This window comes from Aliivibrio sifiae, from assembly GCF_002954715.1.
GTDB lineage: Bacteria > Pseudomonadota > Gammaproteobacteria > Enterobacterales > Vibrionaceae > Aliivibrio > Aliivibrio sifiae.
In genome coordinates, this window is the sequence record NZ_MSCP01000001.1 from 868,467 (window position 1) to 884,477 (window position 16,011).

At 38.4% G+C, this 16,011-nt stretch carries 10 protein-coding genes and 1 pseudogene; 4 read left to right on the forward strand and 7 right to left on the reverse strand.

All coding sequences use genetic code 11. From position 1 onward, the window contains the following. Positions 1-13: 13 nt before the first annotated feature. The 4 genes from BTO23_RS03865 to BTO23_RS03880 all read right to left on the reverse strand — a co-directional run bounded on the left by BTO23_RS03865 (position 14) and on the right by BTO23_RS03880 (position 5,860). Positions 14-316, reverse strand: a complete 303-nt coding sequence (locus BTO23_RS03865; protein WP_060991236.1) for a hypothetical protein — start codon at positions 314-316, stop codon at positions 14-16. Between the two features lie 119 nt (positions 317-435). After that, the gene (locus BTO23_RS03870) at positions 436-3,252 is read right to left on the reverse strand and encodes an Hsp70 family protein (RefSeq protein ID WP_105062981.1); all 2,817 of its coding nucleotides are present in this window, start codon (positions 3,250-3,252) and stop codon (positions 436-438) included. A gap of 155 nt (positions 3,253-3,407) precedes the next feature. Then, positions 3,408-5,228 carry an Hsp70 family protein gene (locus tag BTO23_RS03875; RefSeq protein WP_105062982.1) on the reverse strand — a complete coding sequence of 607 codons (1,821 nt, stop codon included), beginning with the start codon at positions 5,226-5,228 and terminating at the stop codon, positions 3,408-3,410. Next, entirely contained in the window at positions 5,228-5,860 is a 633-nt protein-coding gene (locus BTO23_RS03880; RefSeq protein WP_060991233.1) for a DUF2760 domain-containing protein, read from the reverse strand. Before BTO23_RS03880 ends, BTO23_RS03875 begins: the two co-directional genes overlap by 1 nt. A gap of 315 nt (positions 5,861-6,175) precedes the next feature. Here BTO23_RS03880 and BTO23_RS03885 point away from each other — a divergent pair, with 315 nt between their 5' ends. Next, positions 6,176-7,627: a sensor domain-containing diguanylate cyclase gene (locus tag BTO23_RS03885; RefSeq protein ID WP_105062983.1), complete on the forward strand. Its 1,452-nt coding sequence runs from the start codon at positions 6,176-6,178 to the stop codon at positions 7,625-7,627. 90 nt (positions 7,628-7,717) lie between these two features. Further along, complete coding sequence (locus tag BTO23_RS03890; protein WP_105062984.1) at positions 7,718-8,248, forward strand: 3'-5' exonuclease; 531 nt, start codon at positions 7,718-7,720, stop codon at positions 8,246-8,248. A gap of 302 nt (positions 8,249-8,550) precedes the next feature. On the opposite strand, the pseudogene BTO23_RS21645 reads toward BTO23_RS03890, so the two are convergent. Next, positions 8,551-9,075: pseudogene (locus tag BTO23_RS21645) on the reverse strand (methyl-accepting chemotaxis protein); the annotation flags it as partial. A gap of 1,116 nt (positions 9,076-10,191) precedes the next feature. After that, on the reverse strand, positions 10,192-11,562 hold the full coding sequence (locus BTO23_RS03900) for an L-cystine transporter (protein ID WP_105062986.1): 1,371 nt from the start codon (positions 11,560-11,562) through the stop codon (positions 10,192-10,194). Between the two features lie 254 nt (positions 11,563-11,816). Here BTO23_RS03900 and BTO23_RS03905 point away from each other — a divergent pair, with 254 nt between their 5' ends. Both BTO23_RS03905 and BTO23_RS03910 read left to right on the forward strand, forming a co-directional pair. Further along, on the forward strand, positions 11,817-12,458 hold the full coding sequence (locus tag BTO23_RS03905; RefSeq protein ID WP_105062987.1) for a thiopurine S-methyltransferase: 642 nt from the start codon (positions 11,817-11,819) through the stop codon (positions 12,456-12,458). A gap of 202 nt (positions 12,459-12,660) precedes the next feature. Continuing rightward, positions 12,661-14,565, forward strand: coding sequence for a bifunctional metallophosphatase/5'-nucleotidase (locus BTO23_RS03910; RefSeq protein WP_105063510.1), 1,905 nt, complete (start codon positions 12,661-12,663; stop codon positions 14,563-14,565). A gap of 76 nt (positions 14,566-14,641) precedes the next feature. Here BTO23_RS03910 and BTO23_RS03915 read toward each other — a convergent pair whose 3' ends face one another. Continuing rightward, complete coding sequence (locus tag BTO23_RS03915) at positions 14,642-15,736, reverse strand: YdcF family protein (protein WP_105062988.1); 1,095 nt, start codon at positions 15,734-15,736, stop codon at positions 14,642-14,644. Positions 15,737-16,011 lie beyond the last annotated feature (275 nt).

The window sequence follows — 16,011 nt, forward strand, 5'->3', positions numbered from 1 at the left end:
GTGAGTGATAGCGCTAAGAATGAGTTCTTGAAATTACGTACTCGGGAGCGTGTATTTCAAGGTAGTGTGAAAAACTATCTAACTCTGGTTTTAAGTCTTCAGTGCTTGCTCTATTTAAATGGATGATAAAACGTTGAAACTCATTGATATCCAATATCTGTTTGTTATACATAATCCATTCAATAACTAGCTCTTGAGGAGCAGGAATTAATTCACTGAACCTTTTGGCTGCATTGCGTAACTCTCGAGTGCCGAAGCGAGACCAACCAACAAAATAAAGTAACACCATAACCGCTAAAATAACGATATGGATCATTAAAATTACCTTCAAATTGTGATGAATTTAGTATACCCAATTCAAATATTTTTTGAAGGCAATTTTTTTATGTTTGCGAACCTCTGACAAAAATGGTTGAAAATTAACCATCTATGATGTTAATTCAACAAACGTAGTCCTGCTGGTAGTGCATCTCCAAAGAGTCGTTTTGAGTCTGCTTCTGTTAATGCTTGCTGACTTGATACAAGATCAATCCAACTTTGTGGAGAACGATTTTTCTTTAATTTATCTATAATGCTTTCTCGTAACTCATCGGAGACGTCTAAGGTTCTATCTCCAGTAAGGCGAGCCATCATGACAGCAGCAAAACCTGCCATTGGCTGTGCTTTCCAATCTTGTTCTAATAGTGTTGGTAACCATTGAGCCACTTGGGTTGCTGGTATTAGATTATGCTGGCTGCCATAGAAAGGGGAGCGAGAACAAATACGCCCTAAAGCCCACCAGTGAACTTGTGCTTGGTTACCATTTTTTGCATGACCTAGTACCCACGTTGAGATCAGAGTTTTGTCTTCGACATCTAAATGCTCTAAAGCAGCTGCTAAGCGAACCATTGCTTCATAGCTTTTGTTTGTCGCTTCTTCTAGTGTTTTAGGGTTACGTAAAGAACCTGGATGCAAGTATTTAGCAATATCTGCCAAAATGGTTTCTTGTTGCTCTTGGCTTAAACCACCTGAGATGCGACGCCAGAATGTCCACCAATCATTCCAAGATTGCTTTGATTCAAACTGAATACTTTGCTGATAGGTTTCCCATGCTTGGCTAATTTTCCATTCGTCAGCAGGGTAACCAAAGCCTGGTCTCAGTGCAAAACCGGTCATTTTTAACCAGTTTTGTTCGTGCTTTTCTGAACGGCGGCGACGTTTTTTACTGTCTAATAATGCAGCGGCTAACTCACGAGAGGTAATTAAATCCCATGAATCTCGTTTACCAATTAATTTCTCGATATTTTTAGAGAAGGCTTTAATGGCATTAGGATTTTGCTTACTACCGCCGTATGCCTCTTTAATGTTTTCAATCGCATTAGGAAGACGAGGAGGTAAACTGATTTGTTCTGCAAGATTAGCATTTTTATTTGATGCTTGATTACGGACTTCAAATTCCACTAACCAACGCTGTGAATCGTCTTTAACGGAAACACATTCAATCTTAATTGTACCGACTTCAGTGAATTGACACGCTAAGGTGACTTCTACACGATCTTTTTGATTGGCGTGTAATTCTTCTTTCGCTTTGCTTGATTCAAGTGTTACGACATAAGGCGGTAAGCTAACAAAGCTTGGATCGGCTAATTCAGTGATCATGCCTGAGGTAGCAAGTTGGTCTTTTGTCGTTGAGAGTAAGTTGAATCGAACGGGCTCACCTAAAGTTAACGAAAAACGGCGGCTCGTCATACGAATTTCTTCACCTTCGTCGCTGCCTTTTGCCAATAAACATAAACCTTGTGGTTGTTTATTTTTTTCTTCTAACTGTAGATAGAATGAGCGAGCAGAGCCACCGCCAATTTTTAATTGTGCACCATGGCGTGCTTTACCATAAGCAACCGCACCGTAAGCAACCGCTAAATCAGGATGAGGATTTGATAGTTGAGTTACAGTGTCACCTTTCCAACTGTTCATTAATTCAAGTGAACGTTCAGCAAGGAGAGGGCTGTTAAATACTCCGCCATTTAATAATAAGCCGACAGGTATTGCTCGATCCTGATGATTAGCTAAATCTGCTTCATTCCAACCTAATGCTTTGGCTGAGACTTCTTTGTGATTATCTAAAAATTGAGCAAGGTGTTTACTGATAGCAGGGTCTGAAGCATAAGGTAAACCAAATTCAACCACGGCTGCTTGTCGTTGATTTGGGCGATCTTCAAAATCCGTTAAAGGTAAAAATCCCTCTAATGCAATGTCATGTACTTCTTGTTTGGTTAATTCAACTTTACGGCTACCACCTAGAAGTTTTGAGCCAGAACCAAGAAGTGTAATATGACCTGACTCAGGCGCATTAGCGGATAACAAACGCTCTTTGGTTTTACGAGTCTGTTGGATTAATTTAGTCAGTGCAGCAGCGGTCATTTTTTTCCCGCTATTTAAGCGTTGCTCAGCTAAATGTGCTAATGCTAAATCAATGTTGTCGCCACCTAACATTAGGTGATCACCAACGCCAATACGATCAAGTGCCAATTCGTCTTTATTAAAACGCGCTTGGATTAAACTTAAATCGGTAGTGCCGCCACCTACATCGCATACCACCATTAATGGTATGTTCTTTAGAATGTCTTTTGCAGTGTCTTGATGATGGTGATACCAGTCATAACAAACTGCTTGTGGTTCTTCTAATAGAATGACTTTATCAAGACCTGCTAGCTTTGCCGCTTGGATAGTAAATGAACGAGCACTCTCATCAAACGAAGCAGGAACAGTAACAACCACTTCTTGTAGTTCCATTGGAGCGTCTGGATGGTGGTAATTCCAAGACTGACGAACGTGGTTCAAATAACTTGCACTAGCAACAATCGGAGAGACTTTTTCTACATCTTCTGCGCCTGCCCAAGGGAGAATATCTGAGGTGCGATCGACTTTAGTGTGAGATAACCAACTCTTAGCACTGACGACTTGGCGACCTTCGACTTTTGATCCCAATTCACGCGCCCATTCGCCAATGATTGCGTTCTTTATCTCACCATCAATTTTTTTTACATTCCAAGGCAGGGTTAAATCATTGTCACTGATCTGACTTTGAGATGCATGATAACGAAACGAAGGAAGTAGGGGCTTACGAGCGACTTCTCCCGGTCCAATTAACTGGTCAATATTGAAGATCTCTATTGGGCTGATTTCAATACCAAGAGATATATCGGTATAAGCAACAACGGTATGGGTAGTACCAAGATCGATACCAATTAAATAACGATTAGAATAACTCATCAAAACTCCAACGTGATTTTAATATTGTTGTGAAAGAATCGCTGTAAAATAGAAGGCAACAGCCTAAAAATACAAAGGCACATAGTAAAAGAGTTCAGCCGCCATAACGGTGACTGAACTCTTAAAGAAGTGATTAGCGAAGAATAATGTTCAAATTATGCTTCACGAACATTGAACTCGACATGCCATTTCTCACCGCTATCGGTAGCAATGGCTTCAAGATAAAGAGTACCAAGTTCAGTGACTTTAGAGGCTAAACGAACAGGAACAACTTCACCTGCAGAGCGACCTTCAGTAACCGGAAGTGTTACTTGAATTGCAGGAAGTTCTTCTAGCTCTTCTGGCATCCAGAAATCAAGGTGTGTACCTGCTTGGTCATCACGACGAGTGGTAGAACCGTAGAACTTAAACTGTACTGGTTGGCCAATTACCAAGCCAAACTGTTGGCTAGGAACATCCGCATGAGAGCCTTCTTCCATACCAAATGGAGCAACACATAGCGCTTCCATTGGTGGTTCCATTCCTGGGATCGCAGGCATAGAGCTTTCGATACCTACGTAATAGCTTGATGCGATACCACCACGGATACGAACGCCTTTACCTGTGCGAACAGAACCGTAGTAAGACGCGCCAGAAGCAACAGCTAAGTCAAGGTCTAACCCTTCAAGCAGTTTTGCATCTTCTGCTTCTGCGTCAATTAACCAGTCATTAATAATGCCAAGTAAACGTTCAGCAAGAAGGTTTGATTTTAGAACGCCACCGTTTAAAAGGATCGCAGTAGGCTTAATAAAATCAGATTCGTTTTGTTGGCCAAATACATCATCTGTCGCGGCTTGTTGACGAGTTAAGAAGCTAGCTAGATGGCGAGTTACCGCCGCATCTTGTGCGTAAGGTAGACCCATTTGAGTCAGTGCGCCACGAGCAGATTGAACAGGGTGCTCAGTAACAGGAACAACAGGGAAGAAACCTTCTACTAATGTTTGCTGTACTTCTTCTTGAGTCAGTTCTGTTTGCAGTGTGCTACCTAACAATTTTGACCCACGGCTAGGAACCACAATTGGAACTGCACGTAATTCAGAATCGTTAAGAAGCGCCTCTTTAGCATCACGGCAAGCATGAGTCATCACTTGGATTTGCCAAGGTTGAAGTTGCTTACCTTCTTGCGCTAGCTTCATCTTTAATCGATAAGCCAGAGCTAAATCCATATTGTCGCCACCAAGAAGAATATGATCACCTACCGCAACACGGTTTAGGCTTAAATTGCCTTCTTCTTCAGTCACTGCAACTAATGATAAATCGGTAGTACCACCACCAATATCAACCACTAAAATTACATCACCAACAGAAACTTGGTCACGCCAAGAGTCGCCGTTGTTTTTAATCCAACTATAAACTGCAGCTTGTGGTTCTTCTAATAATGTAAGATTACGGAAACCAAGATTATTTGCAGCTTCTGCTGTTAAATCACGCGCTGCTGGATCAAACGATGCAGGGACGGTAATCGTAATGTCTTGTTCATTTAGAGGATGCTCAGGGTTTTGAAAATCCCACGCATTTTGAAGGTGCTCTAAATAACGCTTAGTCACTTCAAGAGGTGATGCTTTGATCACTTCTTCAGGACTATTTAATGGTAAAAAAGCTTCACGACGGTTTACGCCACCGTGACATAACCAGCTTTTTGCACTAGCGATTAAACGAATAGGGGTTTTGCTACCAAGATTACGAGCAATGTTACCCACAATCGCATTTGGCTTAGTTGTCCAAGGAAGACTTGTATCACCTTCAAGCAATTCTGCTTCATGTGCTTGATACATAAATGATGGCAGTTGTGATTTTTCTTCAACTTGGCCAAGAGCCGTTAGCTGAGGAATTGGCATTACTTGAACACTCGCGTCTTCGTTATGTAAATCAACATAAGAAAGCACACAGTGAGTTGTACCTAAATCGATACCAATACTGAATTTAGCTTGTTCCATTACAGTTCTACCTCTGCTGGAGCAACAATTGTTGCATCGTACCCATCAGCTAATTTAGGAAGCTTAACTTCTGCTACTTTCCAACCACGGTGAATTAATGTACCGTTAAATGGTGCTTCACCTACCACATTACCTGTTAAGCGAATTTCTGATGGATTAAAGCCAGCAGGGATTGATAAGCGAGATTCTTCTTCTTCAGTACGAACTGGTGCAAGTGTGAAGTATTCAGATAATACTTTTTGACCACCTTCATGGATAACGCGAGCAGCTGCGCCAACTTCAGCATCAGCAAAGCCTTTAAGGTCTTCTTGCATAAAGTCGATGAAGCGTGCTTCTTTTTGTAAAAGAGATAATAATTGTAAAGCTGATTCTGGCGTTGTTGCTTTTACTTTTGGCTCTACTTCAATAATTTTCTCGATGATCTTTTCTACTTCAACCACTTTTTCGATTTCTACAATCTTCTCAACTGGTTTTTCTACTTCAACTACTTTTTCAATTTCAACAATCTTTTCGACTTCAACCGTTTTGCCTTTTTTCATCGCGTAAAGTAATACGAATAAAGCAGAAGTTCCGAATAGGACAATGTGACCTAAGTCGAAGGTAGAAGGAATAGCATTTACGTCAAAATTCATAATTCATTCTCTATATTTTTGGGTGCAATGCACCAAACGTTTTTAACTAAATTGTGGTGAATAGTAGCATATTCAAGGCATAAGAGATAAAAAGAAGGGGATTCAAGTTAATGAATAGAGACCAAATGATGGTATTTTAAACAGAATTGATTAAATTTAAGCAATAAAAAGAAATTACTGTCTTTTAGTTTCGTTAGTTTTAAAATTTGATTAGAATTAAACAGTTATCAACCGGTGGGGAAGAGAGTGTTTAAGAGTAATTACTTTTATGTAATAACCAGTTTTTTGCTGGCCCTATCTCTAGGTTTATTAAGTATGAGATTTGTTTATCTATCTGATCTAGATAACAATCAAAAGAACTTTTATAAAGAAGCAGATAGACAATCAGCCTTACTTTCTTTATTGATAGAAAAAGATGTCGACTTTATTGGTGCAGGTGCAAATTTCTATCAAGTGAGTAATAAAAAAGATTGGGCTCAATTTCCACTATTTGCAGGTTCATTGCTTTTAAGAACGAACAGTTTGGTTTCTCTTCAATGGATGGAAAAGGTTGAAAAGAGAGACATTAAAAACCACTTAATTGATATTAATAAAAACTATCCTCTTGCTAAGCTTTATACTGTTCCGGAAGACCGAGCTAAAACCTACGGTTATGTGATGTCTAAAAATGAGCCAATTTACATAGCTACTGATATCTTCCCTAGAGATTCTAAAAATATCCCACTTATTGGTTTTTATTCTTCAAGAGAGCGTTTTCAACGGGTTGTTAGTGAGTTTCTGAAAACAGGTCATCCAAGCGTTTCTGATAAAGTCCGTTTATTACAAGACAGTCTCATCGATCGAAATAGCCAAAAAACAGGAATGTTAGTTTATCATCCCGTATTTACTGCCGATAAGAAATCATTGAAAGGCGTCATGGTCGGGGTAATAAGAATTACCAGTTACTTTGAACGTTTAGTCGATACAACATCGCTAGGTGAAGAACTTGTTGTTCGAATTATTGATACTGGATTTGATACAGAAGATGATCCTGTTATGTACGAGAGTACAACGTGGGATGATTTTAACGGTATTGATTATACGACAAGCATCAATATTGAAGATCGAATTTGGAAAGTTGAATATAAAACGAATAATACATTAACTGAATATCAAAGACTTACTTTAATTTGGATGTTCTTCGGTGTATTTACAATTTCTGCATTAATCGCGACATTAACTTCAATAGTTACACGCGATAGGCGTCGTATTGAGAATTTATTAGAAATAAGAACCAAAGAATTACATTATATGGCGATGCATGATGATCTCTCTGGCTTACTAAATCGAAGAGCAATACGAGATGTTATGAATCGTTATATTGCAGAAAACACGCCCTTTGGATTGGTGTGTTTTGATATTGATGAATTTAAGCAAATTAATGATTCTTATGGGCACCCTGAAGGTGATGAAGTTTTGTGCCACATTAGCCAATTAGTTACAGATATGTTGGGAGATTCTGCTCATATTTCTCGTCTTGGTGGTGATGAGTTTTCTATTGTGATTAAAAATAAAAACATAGAAGAATTAACCAAAATTTCAAATGAAATACATGTACTTGTTGCTGAATCACCGACCCAATTTGATGGTTTTGAAATTAATCAAACAATCAGCCTTGGTGCATCTGTTTGGAAGGGAGAAACATTGGAAGAGCTATTAAAAGCAACAGACCAAGCCTTGTATAAAAGCAAAGCGATGGGGCGAAATCAAGTCACGATTGCCGAATAATTTTTCAGCAGTTAAATTTTATAGTATCGCGCTCTCCTCTTTGATTAGGTAGAATAGCACTCCCGTTTTATTTGAGTACCAAGGATCTCCATGAACTTTAATCGTATCGTCTGTTTTGATTTAGAAATGTGCTGTTGGAATGTCGATGGCAAAGGTACAACAGGGGAGATCATTGAAGTTGGGTTAGCAGAAATAGATTTAACTAAGGGCGAAGTAGTTAGACGCGCTCAATATTATGTGAAACCAGAACATGATGAGATTTCTCTTTTCTGTGTAGAGTTAACGGGTATTACGCCACGTAAGATTGAAAAGCAAGGCCGACCATTAGCTGGTGTATTGAAGTCTATGGTTAAAAACTTTGGTGGCACAAATAAAATCTATGCGGCTTGGGGTCATGACGAATTGATCTTAAAATCAGAATGTGAAGCTAAAGGCATTGAGTTTCCATTTGTTGAATTCATTAACTTAGCGACGATTTATCGAATTAAATCACGTAAGAGAAATGAACGAATGGGTCAGCGAAAAGCAATGGAAGAGCTTAATATTGAATGGGAAGGAAGGCAGCATTCAGGTTATGTTGATGCTTATAACCTTGCTCAGTTAGCATTGAAAATCTTATAAACCTTAATAAGTTATAAGATTAAGACATTAAAAAAGGAGCTGATTAGCTCCTTTTTTTCGTTTGATTCAATCGAACCTATTTATTATCACGTTTGTATAGTTCAACAAATGAACGCTGATAAGCAGTTGCGATTTTAGTTATGATTTTTTTAGCCATAGCAGCGTCACCTTTTAATTTGATAATTAAGACGAGGAACTTCGTCTCTGTATGGCGCGCATTATAGATAATTCTTTTATTATTTCTAGCAAGTTAAATTGTTTTTTAAGATTAGTTTTTCTAATCTATTTTTCAGGTGTGCTCATTATAAATGATATCTAGCAATTAACTCTTTTTGTTGAGAGGCGATTCCTGCAACCTCTTCGGTTGATTCAACAAAAGCATTGAGTTGTAATTCAATTTTTACACCGTATTGATTAATGCTATTGATATTACTATTTACCTCAGAAGCTGCTTGAGCTTGTTCTTCGGTAGCTACTGATACTTGTGAAATACGATCGCTGATATGAGTAACGGTTTCTGATATTAATTTAAAAGTAGCACTGACATCTAAGCTAGATTCTAATGCTAACGCCATTTCTGTTTGGCTAAATGAAATGGATGCTTTAGTTTCATTCGCTGCTTTTAATAATGCGTTCATGGTTTCACGTATGTGCTGTGTTTGTTTTGAGGTACTGCCAGCTAATTGGCGTACTTCGTCAGCAACTACTGCGAATCCTCGACCTTGCTCTCCAGCTCTTGCTGCTTCAATCGCCGCATTTAAGGCGAGTAAATTAGTATTCTCAGCTAGACTTGCAATAACGCCTACCATTGATTGTATTTTCTCTACTTGTGAATCTAACGTATCCATTGCGATTACGTTTTGACTTAGTGCTTCATTGAGCTGGGTTAACCGTTGATTATTATTATCAATTACCGTTAGGCCATTTAATGCTGCTAAAATTAAAGTTTGTTGTTCTTGTAATAGCGAGAGAGTCGTTAATTGTAAATTAGGAATTGAATCATCATGTTTAATTTCACTCATGACCATATCTAATGGCGCACTTAAGCTCATATAGCTTGTAAGCTCAGGGTAAAGTGCAGATAAGTCATCATAAGCTAATTCTAATGCTGAAATTCGGTTATATATTTCTCGATACCATTTTTTTGCAGTGGAGGGATCACTTTCAGCCATCAGTGTTAGAAATGTCGTTTCTAATGCCATTGAACTAGAGACAAAGCGGTTTGAAGCATCGTCAGCTTCACTATTATTAGTGATGAGAAATGCACTGATCCGGTTCATTTCAGGTCCTATGGAACTCAAGCCATAACGTAAAGAAGGCTGCTTTTCTTTTATGATTGAAGAAAGAGAGAGTATGTTTTTTTGAATCGATAAGATACGTGATGATTGAATATTTAACTGATGGATAAATTGTTTTAGTTGACGAGTCTGAGGTAGGGTAATTATGGCATCTTGTTGTGATACTTTGTGTTCTAAACTCTCTATTTCTTTATTTGCCTGTTGCTGATATTGCGCAATAGTATTTTGGATTTGAACCAGATCATGCTCATTATTAACGTGTAATCCATCATTCATCAATTTGACTTGCTGAAGAACGTTCTTCGTTAGCTTTGCATTTGATAAAGCAGAGGGAAGTGTGGTTTGGCTGAGCTGAGTAAATTGTTGACCGACCTGATTAATACCTCGGCTACTAAGTAAAGAGATACCGATAAAACAGATCACAATACTGGTTAATAACAGGGTAAAAACCTGAAGTAATGAAATGGGTGATTTAAGAGAGGGTTTCATCTATAATCTACACAAATAGAACAAGAAATGATGTGTTAAATAGTAAATGGAATGAATGACGGAAAGGTTACAGAGGTATGTCAGTTTTATGAATCAAAAGAGGAAGCCAAATGACTTCCTCTTTGTTTTATAAGCAGTTAATTACATGATAGAAAATTATACTTGTGCACTTTCTACTTGTTCATCAGTGCTTTTTTCACCAAGCACTCGACTTGTAATTGTCCCCGCTGTCATTGCGCCACTTACGTTTAGTGCTGTACGTGCCATATCGATCAACGGTTCGATTGAAATAAGTAGAGCTGCAATTGTTACAGGCAATCCCATTGCAGGAAGAACGATTAATGCTGCGAATGTTGCGCCGCCGCCGACACCTGCAATACCAAATGAACTTACTGTGATAATGGCAACTAAAGATAGAATAAAGTGAGCATCAATTGGGATCCCCATTGTTGGAGCAACCATTACCGCTAGCATTGCAGGATAGATACCAGCACACCCATTTTGACCAATCGTTGCCCCAAATGTTGCAGATAAATTCGCAATTGCCGGTGGAACGCGTAGCTTAGTAATTTGGGCTTCAACATTTAATGGGATTGTTGCAGCAGAGCTACGAGAGCTGAATGCAAACGTTAATACAGGCCAAATTTTCTTGAAGTAATCAACAGGGTTTACACCAACAAATGAAACCAATAAACCGTGAACCACAAACATCAGAAGAATTGCGACATAAGAAGCAACAATGAAACCAAGTAGATTTAAAATATCGGCTGCATTGGATGTAGCAACAACTTTAGTTAATAGCGCTAAGATACCGTAAGGGGTTAAAGCCATGATCATCTTAACTAAACGCATTACAATTGATTGTGCAATATCAACAAAAGTATTAATTGGACCTGCTAACTCTTCTTTCTCTTGGCTTACTTTACGAGCCGCGATACCAGCAAGAATAGCGAAGATTACTACCGCAATAATAGAGGTTGAGCGAGCGCCTGTTAAATCAGCAAACGGGTTAGTAGGAATAAAGCTGACTAACATTTGAGGAATAGTTAGGTCGCTAACACTGCTAATACGAGATTCTAATACTGCAACACGAGCCGTTTCACGCGCGCCTTCAGTTAGGCCTTCTGCTGTTAAGCCAAAGGTGTGAGTCACAGCAATACCAATTAGTGCAGAGATCATTGTTGTTATTAGCAGTACACTTATAGTAACGCCACTAATTTTTCCTAAAGAGCCTGATTTATCGAGTTTTACTACTGCTGAAAACATCGAGACTAACACTAATGGCATGATAACCATTTTTAGTAATCCAACATAACCGCTACCCACAATATTGATCCAATCAAGTGTTGTCTTGATTACAGTAGTGCCTTCGCCATGAATTACATGAAGACCTAAACCATAAAGACTACCAGCAATTAAGCCGATAAGAACAAGGCGAGACAGCGTATATTCTTTGCGCTGTTGGGTATTAAGAAAGAAGATAAGACCGATAAAGACGATCAAATTGATGATAACGGCTAATGACATACTGCTTTTCCTGTTTATTTAGTGCGCTCGTTATGTGTCTATTTGAAACAAGCCCTTTGTATTTAAAGGCATAATAACGGTAAGGCTGTCGGTAAGATAAGTGATAAAAGTTATCATATATAACCAAATGGAATATATATTGATTTTTTGGTTATGGTTAAAGCAATAAGGGGATAAATTGAGTATTTGTAGAACAGAATAGGGGGATGAGGTACCATTTCTAAATAATAAAAAGTGAGTGGAAGGAAAAGTAAATGGAACATGAATTCTGGGAAAGTAAGTGGGCAAGTAATGTAATTGGTTTTCACCTACCTGATACAAACCCAATCTTGACTCAATATTGGTCAGCTTTAAAGCCGCAACGTAATGAGACGGTATTTGTTCCTTTATGTGGTAAGTCGATGGATCTCGATTGGCTTGCTGAAAAACATGACTCAGTAACGGGTGTTGAGCTAAGTAAAATAGCCGTTCGTGCTTTTTTTGCTGAGCGCTTATATACGCCGACAGTTACTGCATTAACTAGCACCCTTGAGTTATATGAGTTTGATGAGTTAACTATTTATTCTGGTGATTATTTTACCGCACCAATTGAAGCCACTGATCTGATTTATGATCGTGCAGCATTAGTCGCGCTACCTAAAGAGATGCGAGCAGAGTACGTACAAGTATTACGTTCTCGTTTAAAAGAGGGCGGACGCATTTTATTGGTGACATTAGATTATGACCAAACTGAAATGGCAGGGCCTCCATTCTCTGTGCCAGAAAACGAAGTTCGTACACTATTTTCTGGTATGACAGTTACTCGTTTACAACGTGATGAAGCAGATGCTGAGCATCCTAAAATTAAAAAAGGACTATCACGATTTGCTGAAGAAGTGTGGTTGATTGAGAATTAGATAACTCACCTGAATATAAATTGTTTAATACGATGAAAGCCGCCTGATTTAATTTGGCGGCTTTTTTGTTGATGATGTGTCGCCCATCATAAATTTTGTAATCGAAAAATATTGTTACATAGAAATGTGATCGCATCTTATTTATAAAATGGACATTCTCTTTATGCTTCGTAATTTCCCTACAAATAAGATAATGATAATTATGAAAAAACACATTCTGGCTTCTGCAATTTTACTTTCACTAAGTGGTTATGCTGCTGCGGCAGATGGCGATATCGTTGATGTTACTATTCTTGGTACATCAGACATTCATGGACATTTCATGCCTTGGGATTATGCGAGCGATAAACTCAATATGAAAGGCAGCTTGAGTCAGATTGCCACCAAAGTAAAAACCATTCGAGATGAACAAGATCATGTCATCTTGGTGGATGCAGGCGATACTATACAGGGTAATTTTGTTGAAACCTTTAAAGATGAACCTACTGATCCAATGATGCTCGGCTTTAATGAAATGAAGTATGATATTTGGGTTCTTGGTAATCATGAATTTGATTTTGGTTTAGATGTACTTAATCGCTCTTTGACTCAGTTTAAAGGCACATCATTAGCAGGAAATATCAAACGAGAAGATGGAAATCCATTTTTACCTGCCTACAAAATCATTGAAAAAAATGGCATCAAAATCGGCATGATTGGTATGGATACACCAATGACTCAAGTATTTGCCGAAGGTACAAATCGCTTAGAAGGAATGACGTTTACTAATCCATCCCTAGAAGTGAAAAAAGTCATCAAACAGATAGACGATAAAGTGGATGCGATTGTATTAGTTGCTCATATGGGCCTTGATAATGAGAATAACATTGAAGCCACAGGGGTTACTGACATTGCGAATGATAACCCAGAAATTGACGCGATTGTTGCAGGTCATATGCATACCCGCATTGATAAAGCGACAGTGAATGGTGTGATTATTACCGAACCAGACAAATATGGACGTGCACTTTCTCGTATCGACTTACAATTTGAAGAGAAGAATGGACAGTTTACTCTCGTTAATAAAGATAGCTTCACCTATAAGATAAAAGGTGTTGAGTCAGACGAGAAGATGGAAGCGTTATATGCACCTTATCATAAGCGTCTACGTGAAAATGCAAATCGTGTGGTGGCTGAACTACTGGGTGTTGATTTAGTACCAGAGAATGAAATTAAAGGCATACCACAAGTTCATATTCAAGATACGGGGATCAGTGCTCTTTTCCAAGAAGCGAGTATGCATTACGCACCATTAGCAAACGTGATTGCTCTGCAAATTGATAACGACATGGCAGAGCTCGATGTAGGTAAAATCAAAGCTAAAGACATTGCTTATAATTATCAATACGCAGGCGGTGAAATCACTGTTTATGATATGACGGGTAAAGAGCTTAAAACTTACATGGAGTGGTCTGCGGGCTACTTTAATAGCGTAAAAGAAGGGGATGTGACTTATAGCTTCAATCTTGATCGCCGTTCGTCAAAATATTCAACTAATGACTTCTTTGCTGGGGTAACTTATACCATCGATCTGACGAAACCTGCAGGTCAACGTATCTCTAATCTTGAGTTTGATGATGGCAAAGTCATCACGGACACCACGGCAATTCGTATAGGGATGAATAGTTATCGAATGGGACATTTAACCAAAATTGGTGGTGTGCTTGAAGGGCGAACTTTCCCTGTTCTATTTGATACGGAGGAAGAATTTGGTGAAGATGAAGGGACAATTCGTAATCTAACTATCCGATATTTAAGTGAAGTAAAACATGGTAAATATGAAGGTAAACCAATGAGTCGTTGGGCACTAAGTGGTCTTGATGGTTATGAAAAAGAACGTGAAATAATAAAAGGCTTAGTAAACAGTGGAAAAATTAATGTCCCAACCAGTGATGATGGTCGTTATACCAATGTTGAGTCTATTAATGTGAAAGATAAGCTCTTTTCAACAGAAGAAGAATTAACTACTTATCTAAGTAAGCTTGAAAAAGAGCTTAAAACGGCAACAACAGAAGCTGAAAAAGCACGAATTAACCGTGATATGGTAATAGCAAAAGCGTTGAATTAATTCCTTTATGAACTAAAAAGGTGACCATATAGTTCGGTCACCTTTTGTTTATTTATTTGGTAGAAAGTAAATCAAATTATCTTTGCTCTAAAGGATACGAGCGGTAACTCCACATACCATAAACACGTAATGCATCACGGTAAATGCCTAATAGCTCACCGCCTGTCGGGACTTTCAATTCTTCTAATGGACGATCGTTAGCGGCATACGTATCAAACGTGATCCCTTTAGGGCCAGTCTGCCAGCTGGCCACTTCAAATAATGCTTGTCCACGGCGAACATGGCTTGCCGAACTAATAATTGTAGCGTGGTCAATATCATGACGAGCTAATGCGTAGCTGCTGTATAATGCGTTTTCTACCGTACTTCTGGCGTAGTTGTCTTCAATAATACGAGATTTATCTATTCCATTTTTTACCAACCAATCAGCCATTAACTTACCCTCGGTCTTGTGGTTTTTAGGTACACCACCAGTAACTACGATGTAAGTGTTTGGATTCTTCTTCGCCATCGTTAGCGTTGCATTTAATCGATCAATTAAGATGTCGTTCATGCTGCCATCTGGGTTTAAAGCATACCCTAGGGTGATGATTGCATTATTACCTTTAGCTGGTTTTTTGATTGTATTACTTAATGGCGTATCAACGATTCTATCAATGGTCGACATGATTTTTTTCAAATCAGCAACACGTCCTTTATTTAGCTGTTCTAGAGCATTTAAATGTTTGGTTACTTCGCTTTTGTTACCTTTAAAATTTTGCCAAATTACAAGATATGAATGAGCATCTACGTCATCAGGAGCTACATCTAAAATTTGAGTGAATAACTCAATTGCTCTGTCTACATTGCTGTTATAAATCTGAGCATTCGCGGCAGAAAATAATAAATCAACGCGATAAGGTTCAAGTTTATAAGCATCAAGTAAGTTGCTTGTGATCATCTCCATGTTGCTTGGCATTTTAGCCGTAAAACCAGCATGAGAGATACGTGATGGGTTTTTAAATACCTGGTAAGCATCATTAAGTAGTTGATCGACAACCTGACGCTGAGAAGTCATTTCTGTGTAATTAATCTGTGGTTGAACCGCATCTAATGCAGCAATGCTTGGCGTCGAGTAAAAAGAACTAGAAAGGATAGCCGTCAAAGAAAGGGTTAAGAGTGTGCGTTTCATAATGATTCCAAAGTTAGCAACAAGAAGAGGCTATCCTACGATTTGATAAAATGGTGTGCTGTGAGCGCAATCGTATTTATTTTTATTTATCAGAATCAAATGTTAATTGTATGAACTAGCGTCACAAGCAGAAACAAATCAAGCATAAATTAAATCAATTGATCTCTAATTTTTACTTATTCATTTTGATAATTCCTTAACTTGTAAGGTTAGTCACAGAAACTAATCCTCTTGGACATCACAATGCGCCTGCTTTCGAACGAATATTTATTTTT